We start from the raw sequence: 20,208 nt of genomic DNA on the forward strand, positions 1-20,208 counted from the left end.
TTCCAAACTCACAAAGCAAACTCACAAAGGAGGCACCGCCCAGCATGGCAATCAGCGTCACCGACATTTTCTCCATCGGCATTGGACCATCTTCCTCGCACACCGTCGGCCCAATGCGCGCGGCCCTTGCGTTCCTGAAAACGCTGCCGGAGCATCCAGCCAAGGTGCACACCGAGCTGCGGGGCTCGCTTTCGCTGACTGGCCGCGGCCACGGCACCGACCGCGCGGTGATTCTGGGCTTGGCCGGCTGGGATCCGCTGACCGTCCCGGTTGACGCTGAACCGCGTTCCGATCAGCCCATTCCGAGCAAAGGCATGACCGACGGCCCGCTGGGCGCGATGGAATATTCCATCGAGTTCAACAACGATCCTGTCCCCGAGCACCCGAATTGCCTCATCTTTGACGCATGGGACGCTGAGGGCAACCTGCTGGCAGAACACGCCGAGTACTTCTCCGTCGGCGGCGGATTCATTCTCTCCCGCGCGGAACTCGACGCCGAGGTCGCAGCCTCCGCCGAGGTACCTGCCGGCATGGCAGCGGCCGAATCCACCGACGATGTTCCTTACCCATTCACCACGGGCGAGCAATTGCTGGCGCTGTGCGAGAAGCACGATCTGAAAATCTGGGAGATTGTCGCCGCCAACCAGGAAGCGCTCCATAAAGAAGACGGCGGCGTCGAATACGTCTACGCGCACCTGGACTTGGTGTGGGACATCATGCGCGAGTGCGTCACCGACGGCATCTCCACCTCCGGCATCTTGCCGGGCGGCCTGCAGGTCCCACGCCGCGCGCCGGGCATGTACAAACAGCTGATGGAAGGCCACGACGATAAGACCTGCGGCTTTTCCGCTATGGAGTGGGTCAACCTGTTTGCGCTCGCCGTCAACGAGCAAAATGCCGCCGGCGGCCGCGTCATCACGGCCCCAACGAACGGCGCCTGCGGCATCATTCCCGCGGTGTTGCACTATGCCCGCGACTTCAAGCCGAACTTCACCCGCGATTCCGCCCGCCGCTACTTGCTTACCGCGGGTGCCATCGGCATGATCATCAAGCACAACGCCTCGATTTCGGGCGCCGAGGTGGGCTGTCAGGGCGAGGTAGGCTCGGCGTCGTCAATGGCGGCGGCCGGCATGGCTGAACTGCTAGGCGCAACGCCGGCGCAGATCGAAAATGCAGCCGAGATTGCGCTGGAACACAACCTCGGCCTTACCTGCGACCCAGTCGGCGGCCTCGTGCAGATTCCGTGCATCGAGCGCAACGCCATCGGCGCGGTCAAGTCCATCAACGCCGCGCGCCTGGCGCGCATGGGCCAAGGCACGCACCACGTTTCTCTCGACGCCGCCGTGCAGACGATGGCCGATACCGGCCGCGACATGCTGGCGAAGTACAAGGAGACCTCCATTGGCGGCCTCGCGAAGACGCTAGGCTTCGCCGTCACGCAGGTGGAGTGCTAGTGCAAAAGCCTTGTGTGGTAAAAGGTAGTCTTATCGCTAACGCACAGACTCTAACCTAGAAAGCGATACCTACCTCCATGCGAGCCGATGCATTACGCCGCCGAATAGCCATCATCGAGGCGGCATGTGCCATGTTTAAACGCCATGGCAACTCGGTTTCCCTTGAAAAGATTGCCCAGGAAGCAGGCGTGGGCGTCGCCACGCTCTACCGCAACTTCCCGGACCGTGAACGATTGATTCACGCGTGCGCGGAACACATGAGCGACGATTTTCTGGTCTTCCAAAATCGCTTGATTAAAGGCTTCGAATCCGATCCTTCGGACGCGGAAAACTTCGTCCTGGACTATGCTCTCGAGCTCACGGACATGGGTTTGACCAGCCTCATCCCCTCCTTCGTGCCGGAGGACTTAGATACCCTGCCGGAAGATTTGAAGTTGAAGCGCGACGCGTTGCAGGAAAACGGCGAAAGGTTCATCGAGCTCGGAAAGCAGCACGGAGTAATTGGCCCCGGCGTGGGGCACCTCGACTTCGTGGTGGGGATCTTGACGCTGGTGCGCCCCAGGAAGGTGCATGTGGAGAGCTACGTGCCCGATATCCAAAAGCGTATGCTGCGCATCTACTTGGCAGGCATCAAAAGCGGCATGGCGAACGCATAGTAGCAAAACAAAAGGCGCCTTTGGCATCTCAGCGAGATGCCCTTTGACGTCGTTGGCTTAATTCAGCTGGCCGCGCAGGTGCTCAACGAGCGCGTCAATGGCGACGTCGCTTTGCTCATGCGCGGCAAGGTCCTTGACCGCCACGACGCCGTTTTCAAGCTCCTGCTCGCCCAGAACAAGCGCGAAACGAGCGCCGGCACGATCCGCGCCCTTCATAGCGCCCTTAAGACCGCGGTCTCCGAAGGACATGTCAGCGGAGATGCCGGCGTTGCGCAGGTCGTTGACAATGCCTGCCATGCGGCGCTTAGCATCGGCGCCCAGTGCCACGCCGAAGACCTCAACGCGCTGGTCGACGCCGTCGAGCTGGATGCCCTCAGCCTCCAGAGCCAAGACGGTGCGGTCGACGCCGAGGCCGTAGCCGATGCCGGAAAGCTCCTGGCCTCCCAGCTGAGACATCAGGCCGTCGTAGCGACCGCCGCCACCGATGCCGGACTGCGCGCCAAGCAGCGGGTGCACGAACTCGAAACAGGTCTTGGTGTAGTAATCCAAGCCACGAACCATGCGCGGATTGATGGTGTACTCGATGCCCATGTCATCGAGGAGGCCGGTGACCGTCTCGAAGTGCTCACGGCACTCGTCGTTTAGGTGATCGAGCATCAGCGGGGCGTCGACAAGCTGCTCCTGGACCTCAGGACGCTTGTCATCGAGGACACGCAGCGGGTTGATCTCCGCACGCTTGCGGGTTTCCTCATCCAAGTCGAGCTTGAACAGGAACTCCTGCAGCTTCTCGCGGTAAGCCGGGCGGCAGTTCTGGTCACCCAAGCTGGTCAGCTCGAGACGGAATTGGCTCAACCCGAGGGAACGGAAGGAGCGATCTGCCAGGGCGATGACCTCTGCGTCGAGCGCGGGATCGTCAACGCCGATGGCCTCGACGCCGACCTGCTGAAGCTGGCGGTAGCGGCCAGCCTGCGGGCGCTCGTAGCGGAAGAAAGGTCCGAAGTAGTTGAGCTTGACCGGCAGCTGGCCGCGGTCAAGGTTGTGCTCAATGACCGAACGCATAACGCCTGCGGTACCTTCTGGGCGCAGGGTTACCGAGCGGTCGCCGCGATCTGCGAAGGTGTACATCTCCTTGGAGACCACATCGGTGGATTCACCAACACCGCGCGCGAAGAGCGTGGTGTCTTCGAAGATCGGAAGCTCGATGTGCTGGAAGCCGGAGAGATGAGCCTGATGGACCAGGTTCTCACGCACCTTGTAGAAGGTCGCCGATTGCGGCGGAATGTAGTCCGGGACTCCCTTGGGAGCGGACAGGGCCTTAAACTGCTTCTTATCACTCACGCGTATCAGAGTACATCCCGTAGCGTGGCCAAGAATGGATTAGTTGCCCTTTCGGCGCCCATCGTGGTGGTTGCGCCGTGTCCGGGCAGGACAGCGAGCTTGTCATCAAGCCTCCAGACAGGCCCGGCAAGCGAGAGCTGCATCGCACTCGGGTCGGAGTGCTCCAAGTCGGTGCGCCCGATGGAACCTTTAAAGAGGACGTCGCCGGCAAGCACGAATTCCTCGGCAATAATAAGGACAGAGCCCGGCGAATGACCTGGGGCATGTTCGATGCGGAACTCGTAGCCGATGAGTTCCAAGGTCTTGCCGCCGTGGAGCTCGCAAAGATCGTCGATGGCGAGCATATTCGCGGCGTCGAAAAGCAGCTGCGATTCCGTTGAGACCCCGGAACCGTCAACTAGCATGAACGCGTCCTTGGGATGGATGTACACCGGAAGGTTAAGCTGCTTGGCAAGGTCACCTGCCTCGCGGGTGTGGTCGAGGTGGCCATGGGTCAAGACGATAGCTTCGAAGTTAAGGCCATGCTCTTTACCCAAGTCGAGAACACGCTGCATCGCATGCATGCCTGGGTCAACCACGAAAGCGCGGGAGCCATTGGCTACCACATAGGTATTGGTCTTGTAGGGCCCAGCTGCGAAACCTAAAACGCTCAAAGTCATAAAACGCAGTCTAGCGCCCGCCCCCAATGCAGTGGGGCCAGGCGCTAGATGAGATTTAGTGAGCTTTTACTCGCTGATTTACTTGCTCAATGCCTCGATCGCGGCGTCGTAGTTCGGCTCGGTGGTGACTTCATCGACGAGCTCGGTGTAGATGACCTTGTGCTCTTCATCGGTGACAACAACGGAGCGAGCCAGCAGGCCCTTCAGCGGGGAGCCCTGCAGGGTAACGCCCAGCTTCTCGCCGAAGTCAGAGCGGAAGTCGGAAGCGCTAACGACGTTCTCGATGCCCTCTGCTGCACAGAAGCGCTCCTGCGCGAATGGCAGGTCACGGGACACGGACAACACGACGGTGTTGTCTAGGCCGGCAGCCTTCTCGTTGAAGGAACGCAACTGCGCTGCACACACGCCGGTGTCTACGGACGGGAACAAGGAGATAACCAGGCGCTTACCCTCAAAGTCCTTGTTGGTTACCTCGGAAAGATCGGTGCCGACGAGCGTGAACTCTGGCAGCTTCTGCCCTACCTCAGGTAGGTTTCCGGCGATTTCGGTTTCGTTTCCATTGAATTTAACGTTAGCCATGGCGCCCCATCCTACTGAAGGATTGCCTAGCGTGCCACGACGGGCAAATACGATCCGTTGGGCCAGACGGGCTAGACTCTGTCAGGTATAGCTCGAGCCCACTGGCTTAGAAGCTAGCGTTTAACTCGAAATCCATCGCCAAAGGACCATTAAATGCCCAACAACAAACAGCGTGGCGAAGAAGCGCTAAACCAGCTCGACCGTGAGCTCAAGGCCCGTGACCGCAAGGAAAAGACCCGCCCACTGGGCGTCGTCGCGGCCTCGCTCGTAGTTATCCTCGCCTTGGTCGGCGGCATCTACTTCTTCGCCACCCGCGATAATTCCGATGAGAAGGTCGTGGCCGAAGAGTCCAGCGCCGCAGAAACCACCGAACAGGACACCCCGGATGCCAAGCCGCTGTCCGGCAAGCGTGCGGAGGCACTGCCTGCGAGCGTGCAGTGCACCTATGAAAAGGACGGCCAGGATGCCAACGGGGCGAAGGTTCCGGACGGCAAGGATGTCTCCACCAAGGGAACGGTGAAGGTTAACTTCGCTACCAACAAGGGCGACATCGAAATGGAGCTCGACCGTGCCAAGGCTCCGTGTGCCGTCAACGCAATTTCGGACCTGGCGGATCAGGGCTACTACGACGACACCATCTGCCACCGCATGACCTCCGGCGTCTTGAGCGTCCTGCAGTGCGGTGACCCAACCGGCACCGGCTCCGGCGGCCCTGGCTTTAGCTTCGCCAACGAGTACCCAACCGACGAGACTGATGAAGCTGACACCAAGAACCCGGTGACCTACCCGAAAGGCTCCATCGCCATGGCCAACTCCGGCGTGGACACCAACGGCTCCCAGTTCTTCGTCAACTACGCCGACTCCATGCTCACGCCTGAGTACACCTACTTTGGCGACCTGACCGACAAGGGCCAGGAGACCATGGACAAGATCGCCAAGATCGGCGTCGAAGGCGGTGCCTCCGACGGTAAGCCGGCTGAGGAAATCAAGATCAAGAAGGCGTCTGTCGAAGCCTAAGCGCCGACAAATAGATGTCCTTTCGTCTCCCCCTGGGCACCCCTGATGGGTATGCCCAGGGGGCTTCGTCTTGCAAGCACCATTTTCAGAGTTAGCTGAGATTTTCTTATGCTTGCGCAGGCCTTTTCACAAAATAGGAAAAATCATCTAGTGCATTTTTCCTATTTCTCCTGCACACAACAATCCTCCAGATACTTCACAGGATGAACTTTTTCGTTTTTTCGGTTGCATATCTTCAGGGCCGGAACTAACATTCGTGGGGTCTTTGAAATTCCCAAACTCCTAAGGATTGAACACATGAAGTTCTTCTCCCGTAAGGCACTGGTTGCAGCAGCTGCAGCCGCTACCATCTCCTTCGGCGGCGCTGGCGCTGCTATGGCCCAGACCGCTGACGAGGCTCCGGTTGAGGCTACCGTTTACGCGAACACCAACACCGACAACAACAAGAACGACGACAACAAGGACGACGCTAAGGAGAACAAGGGTTCCTCCTCCTTCGACAAAGACCAGGCAGACGAGGTAAAGGCTTGGATCGGCGTTGCAACCGCAGTCATCTCCGCTCTCGGCGCACTGTTTGGCTTCATCAACAAATACTTCAAGATCTTCTAATTTCGATCCGAAGATCTAGAACAACCGCTCACCATTTGGTGGGCGGTTTTCTTGCGTCTGGTCCATCTTTTCGCCGCATAAGCGGGCGACACTGGCCGACCGTAGCATACAGACTCGCTGGTTAACACCAAAGAAGAACTTTGGTTGCCTACCAACTACTAACGCACGATGCGTCGAATGCCGAACACACCAAGCGCTTTCTCCCACCATGGACGTTTGCGTGCTTCATCCAAGCACTTCATGTATTCCTCCATGAAGAAATGTGCTTTCTTTAGTGCTTCGAACTCTTTATCGGACATAGGCTGTTCGTTGTGCGCTTGCTCGCCAGGAACCGTCATTACACGTGCATCCTTTCAGTAGTGGCTATAACCTTCGGCCGCCGCTACGCCTTCAGGCTACTGTCAAAACTCGTCTGTCAGCCACACTACTCAGTCAACGGACACCGCGTTCAGCGAAGACTGCAGCTACTTCTCCCCTTTTTCCTCGTCCATGCCCTCGATGAGCTCAGCGCCGAGGATGTCGCGGAAGAGGTCGGGGTCGACGAATTGGCCGATTTTGATGACGGAGATTTGGCCGGTGGGCTCCAGGATCATCATCTGGACATCGCCGCGGCGGCCGAGTCCGGCTTTGCGGGTTGCGGAATTTACGTCGCTGACGGTGATGTGAGCGAAATGCATGTTTTCACGCACCAGCTCGCCGTTGTAGACCAACAGCACGGGACGGCGGTCAAGGTAGCGGGACCAGCCGATGTAGCGGCGGATGGTGCCGAAGGCGGCTTCCAGGACCATGAGCGTTAGAAGACCGATGACGCCGGCGGCAAGGGTAGGTGGATTGCCCACGATGACACGGCCGGCCACGGCACCGAACATAATGATGATGACCGCATCGGAGGCAGTCATCGACGTCAGCACGCGGGTGCCAAAGAGCTTGACCAGAATCATAAAGGCCAAGTAGATACCGATGGTGGCAAGAAGGACCACGGGAATGCGGTGTGGCTCAATGCCTAATTGATAAGCCGACTCACGCCCGATTAAATCCACAATATCCACGTCAAACTACTCTACTATCACGCATTTCCTTTACGGAGCTTGGATAGACAAAGGCACCGTGGAGAAGATTCCACGGTGCCTTGCTTTAGACTGCAGTGCTTAGATGTTGAACTGCTTGCGCAGGTTCTCAATGAAAGCACGCACCGGCGCCGGCAGCATGTGCATGTTCATGCCCACCACGCCGATGATTCCCACGATGGCAGCGATGACGCCCGCGGCAATGCCCAGGCCCTTGGAAGAACCGGAGTCCAGGGAGGACAGGGAGCTCAGCGAGGAGCTGTCGGTAGTATCGCCCTTGCCCGGCTCGTCGCTGCAGGTGGCGTCGTCAAGCGGCAGCGTTGCCTCAGTGCCAGCGTCGGTGGTGATTTCGAGCGGGGTATCGCAAGTGAAGTCCGCCGGCACGTTAAGCTTCAGCGTCGCGCGGCCGCGCTCACCGAATTGGTCGTCACCGTCCTGCTTCGCGTTGTCGATATCCGCAGTGGCGGTCTCATCCCCCAGCTTGACCGTGGCGGTCTTTGCCATCGGCTCGCCCTCAGAGGTGTAGTTGAGGGAGGACAGCTCCACGGTGATCTCATTGCCCGGCTTAACCTCGCCGGTGATGTGTGCGCCAATCTGGCCCTGACCCTCACGAGCGGCTGGCTCGCCAGCCTTGATGTAATCAATCATGGCCTGAGTGTCCATGTAGCCCAAGTCCACAACATCCTTAATGGCGCCCTCAGCGAAGTAGCCGTCGCCGCCGCCGATGAGGAAGGTGGACAGCGCGATGGTGTAGTCCTTGCTCGGGTCGACCTGCTCACCGTCGATGGTCACGGACTTAATGCGGCTACCGTGCTCACCGGTCTGGTCATAAACCACTTGCACGTTATCGGAAAGGCCCATGGCCAGGCGCGGACGAGATGCGCCTTCCTGCCACTGGTTCTCCAGAGCCTTGATGAGGTCAGCGCCGGAAACCTTGCCGTAAGCCACGGCGTTGCCGAATGGCTGCACCGTGAAGACATCCTTGTAGGTGACCTCGCCTGCAGGCAGGTCCGCGCGCACACCACCGGCGTTCATGACGCCCAGGTCGATCTCCTTGCCCACGGCCTTCGCCACAGATTTGCGCTGTGCCTGCGCGATGAAGTTGTTCAGGGTGGATTCCACGCCGCGGTTGGAGCCCGAACCCTTGCCCTCATCGGAGCCACGGAAGAGCGCCTCTGGCATGGTGCCCACGACGTCAGCACCGAGCTCCTCCGCCTTGGCCGCAGCTTCATCGACGATCGCGGCGATTTCCTCATCCTCGCTAAGCGAAGCCGCGTCCGTCGCGTCGTACTGCTTCATTTTGATGTCGGTGACCTTCTTCGCCTTGGTGTCGAAGGTGATATCCAGGTCGTTGAGCAGCTTGCCGTACTCGTGGCCCTGCGCCCACTGCAGCGGCAGGGCGCCCTCGCGGGCGACCTCGCCCTGGGTCCTCACGTGGGTATCGCCGCCGAAGAGCGCATCAACGTCGGTGCTGAATCCGTCGGCGAACTGCTGGGCGTCCTCGTGGAAGAGCGCGATGACGACGTCAGCCTCGCCGGATTCCTTCAGGCGCTTTGCCTCTTTATTGGTGGCCTCAACTGGGTCGGTGAAGGTCACGCCTGGAATCATTGCCGGGGCAACCTTGAACTCGGTGTTCTGGGTAACGGTGCCAACAAACCCCACCTTGACGCCGCCGATTTCCTGGACGATGGAAGCATCGAGAATCGGCTTGCCATTCTGCAGGACGTTTGCGCCCAGGATCGGGAAATCGGAGTGCGGCTGGATACGGTCCCGCAAGTCATCGACGCCCTTATCAAACTCGTGGTTGCCCACTGCGGTAGCATCGAGGCCCATCGCGTTGAGAACGTCCATGGTGTACTCATCCTCAGAGATGGCGGAGATATATGCAGAACCGCCCACGTTATCGCCGGAGGAAGTCAGCGCATATTCTTGGCCTTCGTTGACCTTCTTAATCAGCGACTGCAGCAGAGCCGCGCCCATCTCATCGCCGGGCTTTACGGTCTTGTCCTTGGGCAGGCCATTTTCCAAATGACCGTGGATGTCAGTGATGTTGCTGACGGAGATAGTCACGGTGTTGTCCTGCGCGAAGGCAGGGGCTCCACTGAGAGCGACGGCAGTAACGGTAGAGGCAGCGAGCAGCTGGCCAAAGCGACGAAATTTCACGAGTTCTCCTGTTTCATGAGAGAGGTACGAACGTCTTGTTTATAGTCGCTTTGAGGCACCTTTGCAGTCCACATGAATGCCATTACCTGGCGTTTTACCGGGCATGCCCGGAAAGTTCACCTGCCCGCAAACCGCCAGCTATATGGCATTAAGAAACTCTCACCCTAGGTTGGGTGAGGGTGACGGCGTCCCGCCGTCACGGTCTGGGCTTTACCTTCTAGGCCGTTACGCGGTAGACGTCGAAGACGCCCTCGGTGTTGCGCAGCGTGGTCATAAGCTGCCCCAGTTGCTTGGTATCCGAAATGGAGAAGGTAAAGCGCATCGTGGCGATGTGGTCATCACCGCGATTGGAGCTCATGGACAACACGTTGAGCTTCTGCTCGCTGAACACGCCGGTCAGCTCAGCCAGCAGGCCCTGGCGGTCGATGGCCTCGAGCTGGACGCTCGCAGCAAACTCGCCGGCGGCGCCCTTGCCGGAGGACCACTCCACCTTCATCATGCGCTCTGGTTCCTGCTTGAGCTTTTCGGCATTGGTGCAATCTGCACGGTGAACCGAAACGCCGCCGCCACGGGTGACGAATCCGAAGATGGCGTCGCCAGGCACGGGCTGGCAGCAGCGCGCCAGCTTAGCCATGACGTCGGGGCTACCCTCCACTAGGATGCCGGTTCCCTTCTCGGAATCGGCAGTATGCTGCGTGCGGGAGTTCTCCAACTCCGTGAGTGAAGTACGTGACGCCAGTGCCTCAGCGGCATCGTCTTGGTCGCCGAAGAGCGACATCAACTGGTTAGCCACGTGCTGGGCCGAGACGTGGCCCGCGCCGATTGCCGTGTAGAGCGAATCGACGTCTTCAAAGTGCAACTGCTCTGCCACTTGGCGCATCGAGGATGCGGTGAACAGGCGGTGCATCGGCAAACCGCCACGCTGGATTTCTGTGGCCAGGGCGTCGCGGCCAGCCTCTAGGTGCTCCTCGCGGCGCTCCTTGGCAAACCACTGGCGCACCTTCGCCTTCGCGCGCGGCGATACCAGGAACTCCTGCCAGTCGCGCGAAGGACCGGCATTCTGATCCTTCGAGGTAAAGATCTCTACCTTGTCGCCGGACTTGAGCTGAGACTCCAACGCCACCAGCTTGCCGTTAACCTTCGCACCGATGCAGCGGTGGCCCACCTCAGTGTGAACGGCATAGGCAAAGTCCACCGGCGTGGAACCCGCTGGCAGCGTCACCACATCGCCCTTAGGCGTGAAGGCGAAGATCTGCTTGGCGGTCAGGTCATAGCGCAGAGAGTCTAGGAACTCGTTCGGGTCCGCGGCTTCCTTCTGCCAATCCAGCAGCTGGCGCATCCACGCCATCTGGTCGACTTCGGCATCGCCGGCGCCGTTCTTGCCCTTTTTCTCCTTGTAACGCCAGTGCGCGGCCACACCGAACTCGGCGTTGTAGTGCATCTCGTGCGTGCGCACCTGAACTTCCAGGGTGGAGCCGCCTTCTGCAATAACCGTGGTGTGCAGCGACTGGTAGACGCCAAAGCGCGGGGAGGAAATATAATCCTTAAACCGGCCCGGCAGCGCTTGGTAGAGCGCGTGGACCACGCCGATGGCGGCGTAGCAGGAGTTGACGTCATCGACCAAGATGCGGATGCCCAGGAGGTCGAAGATCTCCGCAAAGTCGCGGCCACGGACCATCATCTTCTGATAAATGGACCAGTAGTGCTTCGGGCGGCCCATGACCTCGGCCTGAATGCCGTTTTCACGCAGCGCCGCACCAACCTGCTTCTGGATCTCTTTAAGGGCGCGATCGCGCGAAGGCGCGCGATCTGCCACCATGCGCACAATCTCGTCGTACTTCTTCGGGTACAAGATGGCAAAGGAAAGGTCTTCCAGCTCCCACTTCACGTTCGCCATGCCGAGGCGGTGCGCCAGCGGCGCGATGACGTCAAGGGTCTGGCGCGCCTTCTTTGCCTGCTTCTCTGGCGGCAAAAAGCGCATGGTGCGCATATTGTGCAGGCGGTCGGCGACCTTGATAACCAACACGCGCGGGTCCGTAGCCATGGCCACGATCATCTTGCGGATGGTCTCCGCCTCCGCGGCGGCGCCCAGGGCGACCTTGTCCAGCTTCGTCACGCCGTCGACAAGCCGGGCAACCTCAGGGCCGAAGTCGCGCGTGAGGTCATCCAACGAGTAGTCGGTATCTTCCACCGTGTCATGCAGCAGCGCCGCAACGATGGTGGTGGTGTCCATGCCGATCTCCGCGGCAATCGTGGCCACCGCCAGCGGGTGCGTAATGTACGGCTCCCCCGACTTACGGAACACCCCCTCGTGGAGGCGCTCAGCAGTGTCATAAGCGTTGTTGAGCACTTCTGCATCGGCCTTGGGGTGAAACTGCCGGTGAATGGACATAAGTGGGTCCAAAACCGGGTTGATCCTTACCCTGCCGCCGGTCAAAGACCGCGCTAAACGGGCAGACATGCTGCGCATGCCGCCATTGGGGCGCTTTGTCGACTTCTCAGTGGTCACGGCGTCGCCCTCCTCATAGGTCATGGGGGTGATGTGTTTGGCCTAGTATGGCCCTAGTATGGCCTTAGACACATCATTCTAGCCGGTCGCGCCCGCCTGATTGAGCACTACCAGCGGAACATCTGCCAATCGCTCGCGGCCGGCTAGGCCATTGACCTCTAGCACCACGACGTTTCCGGCAACTTCCGCACCCGCAGACTCCAAAAGCAACTTCGCACCGTAGAGGGTGCCGCCGGTTGCCAGCACGTCGTCGACAAGCACGACACGCTTACCCTTGATGTCCACGCCATCGGCCGGAATCTCCAGCGCCGCGGAGCCGTACTCTAGGGTGTATTCCTGGGTCAGTACTGGTGGCGGGAGCTTGCCCTTCTTGCGGATGGCCAGAATTCCCAGGCCCAGCTTATAAGCCACGGCTGACCCCAGCAGGAATCCGCGGGCATCCAGGCCGCCGATCATGTCGGCTCCAAGGTCCTTACAAGCCTGCGCAAGGCCATCGACAACGGCTTGGAAAGCATCGGCGTCGGCTAGCACGGGCGTGAGATCCTCAAAGAGGATGCCCTCCTCCGGGAAGTCCTTCACTAGGCGGACTTTTTCCGCCAGCGCACGTGCAGCGTCTGAATAAACTTCACTCACGGTCTAAAAATCCTCATCAAAAATCAGTGTTAAGTAGAAAAGGTCTGCGCACTAGCTCGCGGAAGCGCTCACGGCCCAGCGGTCCATGTTCCAGCCAATGCCCGCGCTGCCAGTGTAAGGCACCACTCCCTTGACGTTGCGATCCACGATGAACACGCGCGGCTGCGCTGCCACCGGAATGGAAGGCACATCCTCCCAGAGCTTTTCCTCCGCGCCTCGAATCTCCTTCAGATTCGAGATATCGGCATCGGGCGTGGCGTACTCGCTCATTGGATCGACAGGACCCAAGAAGGCGTCGATGGTAGGCGTCCATGTAGCCGGATCCATCTCGAGGTAATACTGGGACATGTATTCGGAGGACTGGTCCTCGACGGTGATGCCGGCCGGCTCGCACATGGCCTTAATCTCCTCCACCATCGCGGCATAGCGCTCATCGGGGCCTAAGTAGCCAATCTTGATGGTATTGCCCGAAAGCTCCGAGGCCTTGGTCATGTCCGGCTTCTTGTGCGCATCTGCGATATCGCCAAGGTGCGTGCCCACCGGGTCGGAGTGACGCAGGGTGCGCGCGTAGACCGGCGGCACGTCCACGCCGGAGATGTCCGAGCTGACCTTGGCCAAGCGGGACTGGTCGATGCAGGCCGCGAAGGCTTGACGCGCCCACGGCTCCTGAAACACGCCAGCCTGCGACAGCGTCAACGTATCGGTCAACCCGCCGACGGTGGGCTCAACCTCATAGGGGCTTGCCTCGTCGGCGGCCGGCAGCCACTTCGGCTTAGCGAAGCCTGCGTCGACAACGCGCAGGTTACCAGACTCCCGCAGCGCCTTGGCATCTGCGGTATTTGGCCACACCACAACCTTGTCAGTAGCGGGCTGATCACCAAAGTATTCCTCATTGGCGCGCAGGATGACCTCGCCGGACTCCCCAACCTTATCCACGACGAAGGGGCCAAAGGAAACCTGCAGCGCGGGATCAAAGTCCTCGGCTGCTGTGGAGAAACCATAGCGCCAGGTCTCGGCGACCTGTTGCAAGGACGCAGGATCCTGCGTGGACAGCGCCGCGTTGAGCTCTTCTAGGTTCATCCCGGCCTTCTTAGCCACGGCATGCGCCGGCATGACGGTGCCCGGGCCAAAGAGGTAACGCCACCTATCGCCTTGGTCCTTGTTGAAGGTGATGGTGAACTTCTTCGCGTTGGGTGCGCAATCAAATTGCGCGATCTCGCTAGTAAGCGGCATATGCGAACCAAACTCGGCCGGCATGACACCAGCGGTATATGCCAACAGGTAGTCATCGCAGGTCACCGGAACTCCGTCGGAGAAGGTTGCCTGCTCCGACAAGGTGAAGTTGACCTGCTTATATGGGTTCTCTGGGCTGGCCGGTATCTCCTCGGTCTGCACCAAGTCCGAGTTTGGAATCATCTGCCCCGATGGGCCCGGCATGTAGATGCCTGGGTATAAGCGGCTCGACAGCTGGGCCGCATTCGCAGCGCTACCAAAGGACGTTCCCGCATTGGTGGTGGCCAGACGGGTGTTGACCATGTAACCGAAATAGTCCGTGGAGCGAGGGCCAGAATCCTTGGCTTGCCCAGCGGAATCCTCGCCTGCCTCATTCGAACACGCCGTTGCGCTTAGCCCGACAACGGCGAGGAGCGCCATCGCAGCTCGCTTGCTCCAATGACGCTCGTTCTGTGGTGTGTTTACCACGGTAGTACTCGCTCCTTTTTCGCCCCGTTGTACTTAACGGCCCGGGCGCCAGCTTGCGCCAGCGCTGCCCGGCGTATCCAGGTTACGCGGGGTGCCATTCTCGCCAGTGCTTGGCGACGCCGCCTTCTCGCCTGTTGCCGCACGCTGCGGCGAAGCCACGGTTCGCGAACCCTTGGCTGCCTCTGTTGTGTCTTCTTCGGTGGCATCCTCGCCGTGCTCGGCGCGGAAGGCCTTGACGGCAGCATTGTGCTTCTTTACTGCCTTGCGGCGGTTAGCCAAGGTAACCAGCAAGGGAGTAGCAAGGAAGAGCGAGGAGAAAATGCCCTCGATAACGCCGATCAGCTGGATAAGCGCGAGATCGCGCAGAGTGCCGATGCCCATGAGCCAGACCGCGATAACAAACAGCGCGATGATTGGCAGCACGGAGATGATCGAGGTGGAAATCGAACGCATGACGGTCTGGTTCGTAGCCAAGTTGGCCAGCTCGCCGTAGGTGCGTTTGCGCTGCCCCTGAAAGCCTTCGGTGTTCTCGTTGACCTTGTCGAAGACGATGACAGAGTCATAGATGGAGAAGGTCAGAACGGTCAGCAGACCAATGATGACGGCCGGGGAAACCTCCAAGCCGAACAAGGCGTAGATGCCGGCGATGATCACGCCGTCGAGAATCAGCGCCAAAATGGCGGCGAAAGCCATGTCGCGCTGCAAGCGCACTGCCACGTAGATGGTGGCGACGACCAAGAATACGAGCATGGCCAGCAACATGCGCTCGGTGATGGAAGAGCCCCAGGACTCAGAAACCGTGGAGGAGCCAATCGCATCCGGAGTAGCCTCGCCGGATTCGTCCTTCGGCTCATACTTTTCAAAGATCGCCTGGCGGGCAGTGTCGACCTGCTCCTGGGATAGGCGCTCGGTGGTGATCTCCAAGGTGCGGGAATCGCCGGCGCCGACAATCTGGACCATCTCCGGCTCGATGCCGGTTGCTTCCTCGAAGGTGTCTCCTACCTGCTCAGCCACGAGGTCTCCAGCAGGCATGTTGAGCTTGGTACCGCCCTCGAAATCGAGGGAAAGGCTAAAGCCACGGATGGCAATCGCCAGGATGGCAGCAACCACGAGGGCTGCGGTGATGGCGTACCAAATCTTGGAACGGCCGATGAAATCGAATCCGCCCTCGTCCTCGTAGAGGCGGTCCAGCTTGGAAATTTTGTGGGACTTAACGCTAGAGGTCATGCTTACTTCTCCTCCTCGGACAGGCGGGACGCATCAGATTTTCCTGCTGCCGGGGTCTTTGCGTAGTAGCCGCGGGCGCGGCGCTCCTCGACGAGCGCGTAGATGCCGCCGAGACCATTCATTGCGGGCTTCGCAGCCGCAGGCTTGCCGCCGATGAGCTGCATGAGCGGCGCCATGACGAGGAAGGAAACAACCAAGTCGAAGGCAGTGGTAAGGCCCATGGTGAAGGCGAAGCCCTTAACCTCACCGATGGAGAGGAAGTAGACGATGACGGCGCCGATGAGCGTCACGGCGTTACCTGTGACGATGGTGGCACGCGATCGCTCCCAGGCCTTGGTGGCGGCGGAACGGAAGGAGCGGCCCTCGAGCAGCTCATCCTTGATGCGCTCGTAGTAGACCACGAAGGAGTCAGCCGTGGCACCCACACCGATGACCAGACCAGCGACGCCGGAAAGATCCAGGGAGTAACCAATCCAGCGGCCCAGCAGAACCAGGGCGCCGTAGGTCAGGATGCCGGAGGCAACCAGGGTGATAAGGGAAACGCCAGCAAGTGCGCGGAAGTAGTACAGGGAGTATGCAGCCACGAGGAGGAAGCCGACGATGCCGGCGATAAGGCCCGCCTTCAAAGCTGCCTTGCCCAGTGATGGCGGAACAGTCTCGACGGTGCCGCCAGGCTCGCCGTTGGAACCGGTAAAGGAAAGCGGCAGTGCGCCGTACTTCAGGTTATTAGCCAGGCTACTTGCTTCTTCCTGGGAGAAGTCACCGGTGATGGAGGTAGCAGAACCAACCGGGGTTGCGCCCTGGATGACAGGTGCGGAGATAACCGCGGAGTCAAGGGTGATGGCAACCTGCTTCTGCAGGTTCTCCTGGGTCAGCTTGGACCACGTCTCGGAGCCGTTCGGGCCATCGCCGTCCTTGAACGCGAAGCTGATTTCCATCTGGCCAGTCTGTGGGTTCAGCCCACCATTGATCGGCTTGTTGGTGTCGATCTCGTTACCGGTCAGGCGAGTGCCGTTTGGATCCTTAATGCCCTCGAGAAGCGGGGACGGCGCCAGAATGTACGGCGTCTTATCAGCAAAGTCACAAGCCACGAACTGCTTGGCTGAATCGTCGGTGCCGGCGAGCGGATCGGTATCGGCGTCGCAACGCATCAGTGCGGAAGCCGCGGAGATAGTCGTGGCGTCTTCAGACTGGCGGTCCTTGAGCAGCATCTTAGTCATCTCATCGCGGAAGTCTGCCTTTTCAAGCGAGTTGGAAGGCTCTTCCTTTGGCTTAGCGGTGACCTTCGGTGCCTCGGATTTCTTAGCATCCTTGTTGCCAGCCTGCTCTGCGCCCTGCTGGATTGCATCGTTGACCTTCTTCAGGGATTCATTGGCCTGCTCAGGGGTGATAACGCGGTATTCCACCCAGCGGTTAGCCATATCCTGCAAGGTGTCTTCCAGCTTGGACATATCCGGCATCGGCTGCTGCGCAACAGGGCGGAACAGAAGCTGGGAGGTCTGGCCCACTGCCTGTGCCTGGGAGGCGTCCTCGCCAGGGACGGTGATAACGAGGGTGGATCCGTTAATAACCACCTCGGAGCCAGAAACGCCCATACCGTTGACGCGCTGTTCAAGGATGTCGCGTGCCTGCTTGAGCTGATCCGGCGTCGGTTCCTCTCCCTGCGGCACGAGGGTCACGCGGGTACCGCCCTGCAAGTCGATGCCGAGCTTCGTCGAAGCCTCGCGCGGGCCGGTTAGGAAAATAAGGGCGTAAATAGCAACGACGATTAGCGCAAACAAGGCCATGGCGCGCTTGGGCCACTGCCTGTTTTTGTTGCGCAATGCGCCACGATTTTTTGCGGACAAGAAGTTCTCCTGTGCAACTAGAAACAGGGTTTAACAAATTAAAAGTGAATAATTCGTGCGGCCAATGTTTTACTGGCGCACGAGCACGATCCCTCATGATACGTCATGGACGGGCCATTAACTCAACGGGATCTCAGCTGTAGCACTGAGTGTGACCAGTGCTACACCAGCAGCTAACGCTGCGAATCCTCAGCAGACTCAACTGACTCAACAGGCTCAGCGGTCCCATCCGCAACGCGTGCATTGTCGACGTCGCGGGCCTCGCCAGGCTGCTCGGCTTCAACGGTGCGCACGATGGCCATCTTGTCGAAGGTTGCGACAACGCCTTGGGCAATCTGTAGCTGCACATCGCCTTCGGTGGTGGCAACCACGGTGCCGTGCATGCCGCCCGCAGTAATAACTTCCTGCCCCGGGGCCAGGTTCTCCTGGAGGTTGCGCAGCTTGTTCTGGTGCTCCTTCTGCTTCCGCATAGTCATGAAGCTAGGCAGGATAATAAGGAGGGCGATAACGAGTAGAAATGCGTATTCCATAACAGGACAGTGTGCCAGAAACCCACATCTAGCGGCTGCCAAAACGCCGCGACGCGGCTTCTAAAACAGCGTCTCGCCCAACGTACCCTCGGGCGGTTCCAATCCAATATGGCGCCAGGCGGCTGCGGTAGCCACGCGGCCCCGGCCAGTGCGGGCAACCATGCCGGCGCGCACGAGGTACGGCTCGCAGACTTCCTCCACCGTGGAAGGCTCCTCACCCACCGCTACTGCGAGGGTGTTGACACCAACCGGGCCGCCGCCGTGGCCCTTGATGAGTGCTTCCAGCACCGCGCGGTCGAGGCGGTCCAGACCTTTTTCATCGACGTCGAAGACGGCCAGCGCGCCCTGCGCTGCGGCGAGGTCAATGTGGCCGTCACCGTTGACCTCGGCAAAGTCACGCACGCGGCGCAGCAGGCGATTCGCAATACGCGGCGTACCGCGCGAGCGAGAACCGATCTCTACGGCAGCATCTTCATCGATGGAAACGTCCAAAATCTTTGCCGCACGGGTGATTACTCGTGTCAGATCAGCAGTGTCGTAGTACTCCATCTGCGCAGTGAAACCAAAGCGGTCACGCAACGGGCCGGTTAGCATGCCGGCGCGGGTGGTAGCGCCCACCAAGGTAAAGGCGGAATCTCTAACGGGATGGAAGTAGCACCAGGGCCCTTGCCCACAATGACATCGATGCGGAAATCCTCCATCGCCATGTACAGCATTTCTTCTGCCGGACGTGCGATGCGGTGGATCTCATCGATGAATAGGACGTCACCCTCCATCAGATTAGACAGCATGGCAGCCAGGTCACCGGCACGCTCTAGCGCTGGGCCGGAGGTCATGCGCAATGACGTGCCGAGTTCCTGCGCAATGATCATCGCCATGGTGGTCTTACCCAGGCCAGGCGGGCCCGAGAGCAACACGTGGTCTGGAGTTACCCCACGGTTCTTAGCACCCTTCAACACCAGTGAGAGCTGTTCGCGCACTTTGGGCTGGCCGATGAATTCCTCAATGGACTTCGGACGCAAGGAACGCTCAATGTCGTGCTCACCCACCTGCTCGCTCGCATCAACGTCGAGGTTGCGTTGCGGCACGCTCGGGTCAGCCAGCCCCTCAGGGAGCTGAAACTCAGTGCGTTCTACATCGGACATGCATTCTCACTTAATTTAGATAGTCGGGCGGGGGTTCAGGCTCAAAGTGAATATGAACTGCGAAAGTTACTTCTTGCGTCCCAATTGTGCCAGTGCGCCGCGCAGGACGGTGGAAGTCTCTGCTGCCGGATCTGTCTCCACAATAGATTCCACGACGGGCCGCGCCGCCTTATCGCTAAAGCCCAGTCCAACGAGCGCTTCCACGACCTGCTCGACTACCGGTGCATTGGCCACAGCGGAAGTACCCGTTGTAACTTCGCCGGCCCCTGCTTGCGGGGCAAAGACGCTGACCTTGTCCTTCAGCTCTAGCGCTAGGCGTTCTGCCATGCGCTTGCCCACTCCAGGAATAGACTGCAATGTCTTTGCATCACCGCTAGAGATTGCCGCTGCCAACTGCCCCGCTCCCATCACGGACAGCGCCGCTACCGCCAGCTTTGGCCCCAAGCCGGAGACGGACTGCAGCACGTGGAACATCTCGCGGTCTTCATCGTTGCCGAAACCATACAAAGTCATGGAGTCTTCCTTGACCACCATGGAGGTAAGCACGGTGGCTTCCTCCCCGCTGCGCAGGCTTCCGAGAGTTACTGGGGTGGCGAGAAACTTATACCCCACGCCCGCGCATTCGATGACAGCGTGGTCGAGGCCGATGGTCAACACGGTTCCGCGTAGCGAGGCAATCATGTGGGTGGGGCTCCTTTATTTGACGGGATGAAATCTAAAGCGAAGAAACAGTAAGTAAAGCAGTGCGAGTCTAGATAGCGTCATGCTGGCCAGCGCCGCGGCTAAGTACCAGACGATGTCCGCGGCTTATTGGCCCGGCCCTTCACGCCGCTGGTCTTAGGCCAAGAGCCGGTGCTCTCCCCCACGCGGGCCAAAGCGGGTGCACGCCAACAGTGACAAACGGCAAGCGCTAGGGCATCGGCGGCGTCGGCAGGCTTGGGTGCTTCACTCAAGCCAAGGATACGGGTAATCATTACCGTCATCTGCTTCTTATCGGCGCGGCCATTGCCGGAGATGGCTTTCTTTACCTCAGACGGGGTGTACATGTGCACTGGAATGTTGCGCTCAGCAGCA

Annotated in this window: 18 protein-coding genes and 1 pseudogene; 4 read left to right on the forward strand and 15 right to left on the reverse strand. The window is 59.7% G+C overall.

Going from position 1 to position 20,208, the window contains the following annotated elements:
• Nucleotides 1-44 precede the first annotated feature (44 nt).
• Nucleotides 45-1,454, forward strand: a complete 1,410-nt coding sequence (locus HMPREF2935_RS10905; RefSeq protein WP_070733196.1) for an L-serine ammonia-lyase — start codon at nt 45-47, stop codon at nt 1,452-1,454.
• A 77-nt stretch (nt 1,455-1,531) separates the two neighbouring features.
• Nucleotides 1,532-2,110, forward strand: a complete 579-nt coding sequence (locus tag HMPREF2935_RS10910; protein WP_070433168.1) for a TetR/AcrR family transcriptional regulator — start codon at nt 1,532-1,534, stop codon at nt 2,108-2,110.
• Between the two features lie 57 nt (nt 2,111-2,167).
• Here HMPREF2935_RS10910 and hisS read toward each other — a convergent pair whose 3' ends face one another.
• The 3 genes from hisS to tpx all read right to left on the reverse strand — a co-directional run bounded on the left by hisS (nt 2,168) and on the right by tpx (nt 4,686).
• A complete protein-coding gene (hisS, locus tag HMPREF2935_RS10915) occupies nt 2,168-3,448 on the reverse strand; it encodes a histidine--tRNA ligase (RefSeq protein ID WP_061922770.1) in 1,281 nt (426 codons plus the stop codon).
• 5 nt (nt 3,449-3,453) lie between these two features.
• Nucleotides 3,454-4,107, reverse strand: coding sequence for an MBL fold metallo-hydrolase (locus HMPREF2935_RS10920; protein WP_070733198.1), 654 nt, complete (start codon nt 4,105-4,107; stop codon nt 3,454-3,456).
• A gap of 78 nt (nt 4,108-4,185) precedes the next feature.
• The gene (tpx, locus tag HMPREF2935_RS10925; protein ID WP_070733200.1) at nt 4,186-4,686 is read right to left on the reverse strand and encodes a thiol peroxidase; all 501 of its coding nucleotides are present in this window, start codon (nt 4,684-4,686) and stop codon (nt 4,186-4,188) included.
• Nucleotides 4,687-4,839: 153 nt separating this feature from the next.
• Between tpx and HMPREF2935_RS10930 the strand changes: the two genes are divergently transcribed.
• The gene (locus tag HMPREF2935_RS10930) at nt 4,840-5,703 is read left to right on the forward strand and encodes a peptidylprolyl isomerase (RefSeq protein WP_070733201.1); all 864 of its coding nucleotides are present in this window, start codon (nt 4,840-4,842) and stop codon (nt 5,701-5,703) included.
• Nucleotides 5,704-6,000: 297 nt separating this feature from the next.
• On the forward strand, nt 6,001-6,312 hold the full coding sequence (locus HMPREF2935_RS10935; protein WP_062038826.1) for a hypothetical protein: 312 nt from the start codon (nt 6,001-6,003) through the stop codon (nt 6,310-6,312).
• A gap of 158 nt (nt 6,313-6,470) precedes the next feature.
• On the opposite strand, the gene HMPREF2935_RS10940 is transcribed toward HMPREF2935_RS10935, so the two are convergent.
• The 12 genes and pseudogenes from HMPREF2935_RS10940 to HMPREF2935_RS10995 all read right to left on the reverse strand — a co-directional run.
• Nucleotides 6,471-6,650, reverse strand: a complete 180-nt coding sequence (locus tag HMPREF2935_RS10940) for a hypothetical protein (RefSeq protein WP_062038823.1) — start codon at nt 6,648-6,650, stop codon at nt 6,471-6,473.
• A gap of 126 nt (nt 6,651-6,776) precedes the next feature.
• Entirely contained in the window at nt 6,777-7,361 is a 585-nt protein-coding gene (locus HMPREF2935_RS10945; protein ID WP_062040510.1) for a DUF421 domain-containing protein, read from the reverse strand.
• Between the two features lie 99 nt (nt 7,362-7,460).
• A complete protein-coding gene (locus HMPREF2935_RS10950; RefSeq protein ID WP_070733203.1) occupies nt 7,461-9,542 on the reverse strand; it encodes a bifunctional metallophosphatase/5'-nucleotidase in 2,082 nt (693 codons plus the stop codon).
• Nucleotides 9,543-9,759: 217 nt separating this feature from the next.
• Entirely contained in the window at nt 9,760-12,075 is a 2,316-nt protein-coding gene (locus HMPREF2935_RS10955; protein ID WP_282440019.1) for a RelA/SpoT family protein, read from the reverse strand.
• Between the two features lie 54 nt (nt 12,076-12,129).
• Nucleotides 12,130-12,684 carry an adenine phosphoribosyltransferase gene (locus HMPREF2935_RS10960; RefSeq protein ID WP_062038815.1) on the reverse strand — a complete coding sequence of 185 codons (555 nt, stop codon included), beginning with the start codon at nt 12,682-12,684 and terminating at the stop codon, nt 12,130-12,132.
• A gap of 51 nt (nt 12,685-12,735) precedes the next feature.
• On the reverse strand, nt 12,736-14,385 hold the full coding sequence (locus HMPREF2935_RS10965) for an ABC transporter substrate-binding protein (RefSeq protein ID WP_246817830.1): 1,650 nt from the start codon (nt 14,383-14,385) through the stop codon (nt 12,736-12,738).
• A 33-nt stretch (nt 14,386-14,418) separates the two neighbouring features.
• Complete coding sequence (gene secF / locus HMPREF2935_RS10970; RefSeq protein WP_070733205.1) at nt 14,419-15,612, reverse strand: protein translocase subunit SecF; 1,194 nt, start codon at nt 15,610-15,612, stop codon at nt 14,419-14,421.
• A gap of 2 nt (nt 15,613-15,614) precedes the next feature.
• Nucleotides 15,615-17,399 (reverse strand): protein translocase subunit SecD, encoded by a 1,785-nt coding sequence (secD, locus tag HMPREF2935_RS10975; RefSeq protein ID WP_201057473.1) that lies wholly within the window; start codon nt 17,397-17,399, stop codon nt 15,615-15,617.
• 233 nt (nt 17,400-17,632) lie between these two features.
• A complete protein-coding gene (gene yajC / locus HMPREF2935_RS10980; RefSeq protein WP_070433166.1) occupies nt 17,633-17,989 on the reverse strand; it encodes a preprotein translocase subunit YajC in 357 nt (118 codons plus the stop codon).
• Nucleotides 17,990-18,049: 60 nt separating this feature from the next.
• Nucleotides 18,050-19,134 (reverse strand): annotated as a pseudogene (ruvB, locus tag HMPREF2935_RS10985) (Holliday junction branch migration DNA helicase RuvB).
• Between the two features lie 66 nt (nt 19,135-19,200).
• A complete protein-coding gene (ruvA, locus tag HMPREF2935_RS10990) occupies nt 19,201-19,815 on the reverse strand; it encodes a Holliday junction branch migration protein RuvA (RefSeq protein WP_070733207.1) in 615 nt (204 codons plus the stop codon).
• A 101-nt stretch (nt 19,816-19,916) separates the two neighbouring features.
• The coding region (locus tag HMPREF2935_RS10995) for a crossover junction endodeoxyribonuclease RuvC (RefSeq protein ID WP_210400750.1) at nt 19,917-20,208 on the reverse strand (292 nt) is incomplete at its 5' end.

The sequence above is a fragment of the Corynebacterium sp. HMSC076D02 genome, assembly GCF_001813815.1.
GTDB lineage: Bacteria > Actinomycetota > Actinomycetes > Mycobacteriales > Mycobacteriaceae > Corynebacterium > Corynebacterium simulans.

What these genes read in the sequence shown, in the direction of transcription:
- HMPREF2935_RS10905 (WP_070733196.1), top strand. Translation starts at nt 45, where the DNA reads ATGGCAATCAGCGTCACCGACATTTTCTCCATCGGCATTGGACCATCT.
- HMPREF2935_RS10910 (WP_070433168.1), top strand. Translation starts at nt 1,532, where the DNA reads ATGCGAGCCGATGCATTACGCCGCCGAATAGCCATCATCGAGGCGGCA.
- HMPREF2935_RS10920 (WP_070733198.1), bottom strand. Translation starts at nt 4,107, where the DNA reads ATGACTTTGAGCGTTTTAGGTTTCGCAGCTGGGCCCTACAAGACCAAT.
- tpx (WP_070733200.1), bottom strand. Translation starts at nt 4,686, where the DNA reads ATGGCTAACGTTAAATTCAATGGAAACGAAACCGAAATCGCCGGAAAC.
- HMPREF2935_RS10930 (WP_070733201.1), top strand. Translation starts at nt 4,840, where the DNA reads ATGCCCAACAACAAACAGCGTGGCGAAGAAGCGCTAAACCAGCTCGAC.
- HMPREF2935_RS10935 (WP_062038826.1), top strand. Translation starts at nt 6,001, where the DNA reads ATGAAGTTCTTCTCCCGTAAGGCACTGGTTGCAGCAGCTGCAGCCGCT.
- HMPREF2935_RS10940 (WP_062038823.1), bottom strand. Translation starts at nt 6,650, where the DNA reads ATGACGGTTCCTGGCGAGCAAGCGCACAACGAACAGCCTATGTCCGAT.
- HMPREF2935_RS10955 (WP_282440019.1), bottom strand. Translation starts at nt 12,075, where the DNA reads ATGACCTATGAGGAGGGCGACGCCGTGACCACTGAGAAGTCGACAAAG.
- secF (WP_070733205.1), bottom strand. Translation starts at nt 15,612, where the DNA reads ATGACCTCTAGCGTTAAGTCCCACAAAATTTCCAAGCTGGACCGCCTC.
- secD (WP_201057473.1), bottom strand. Translation starts at nt 17,399, where the DNA reads ATGGCCTTGTTTGCGCTAATCGTCGTTGCTATTTACGCCCTTATTTTC.
- yajC (WP_070433166.1), bottom strand. Translation starts at nt 17,989, where the DNA reads ATGGAATACGCATTTCTACTCGTTATCGCCCTCCTTATTATCCTGCCT.
- ruvA (WP_070733207.1), bottom strand. Translation starts at nt 19,815, where the DNA reads ATGATTGCCTCGCTACGCGGAACCGTGTTGACCATCGGCCTCGACCAC.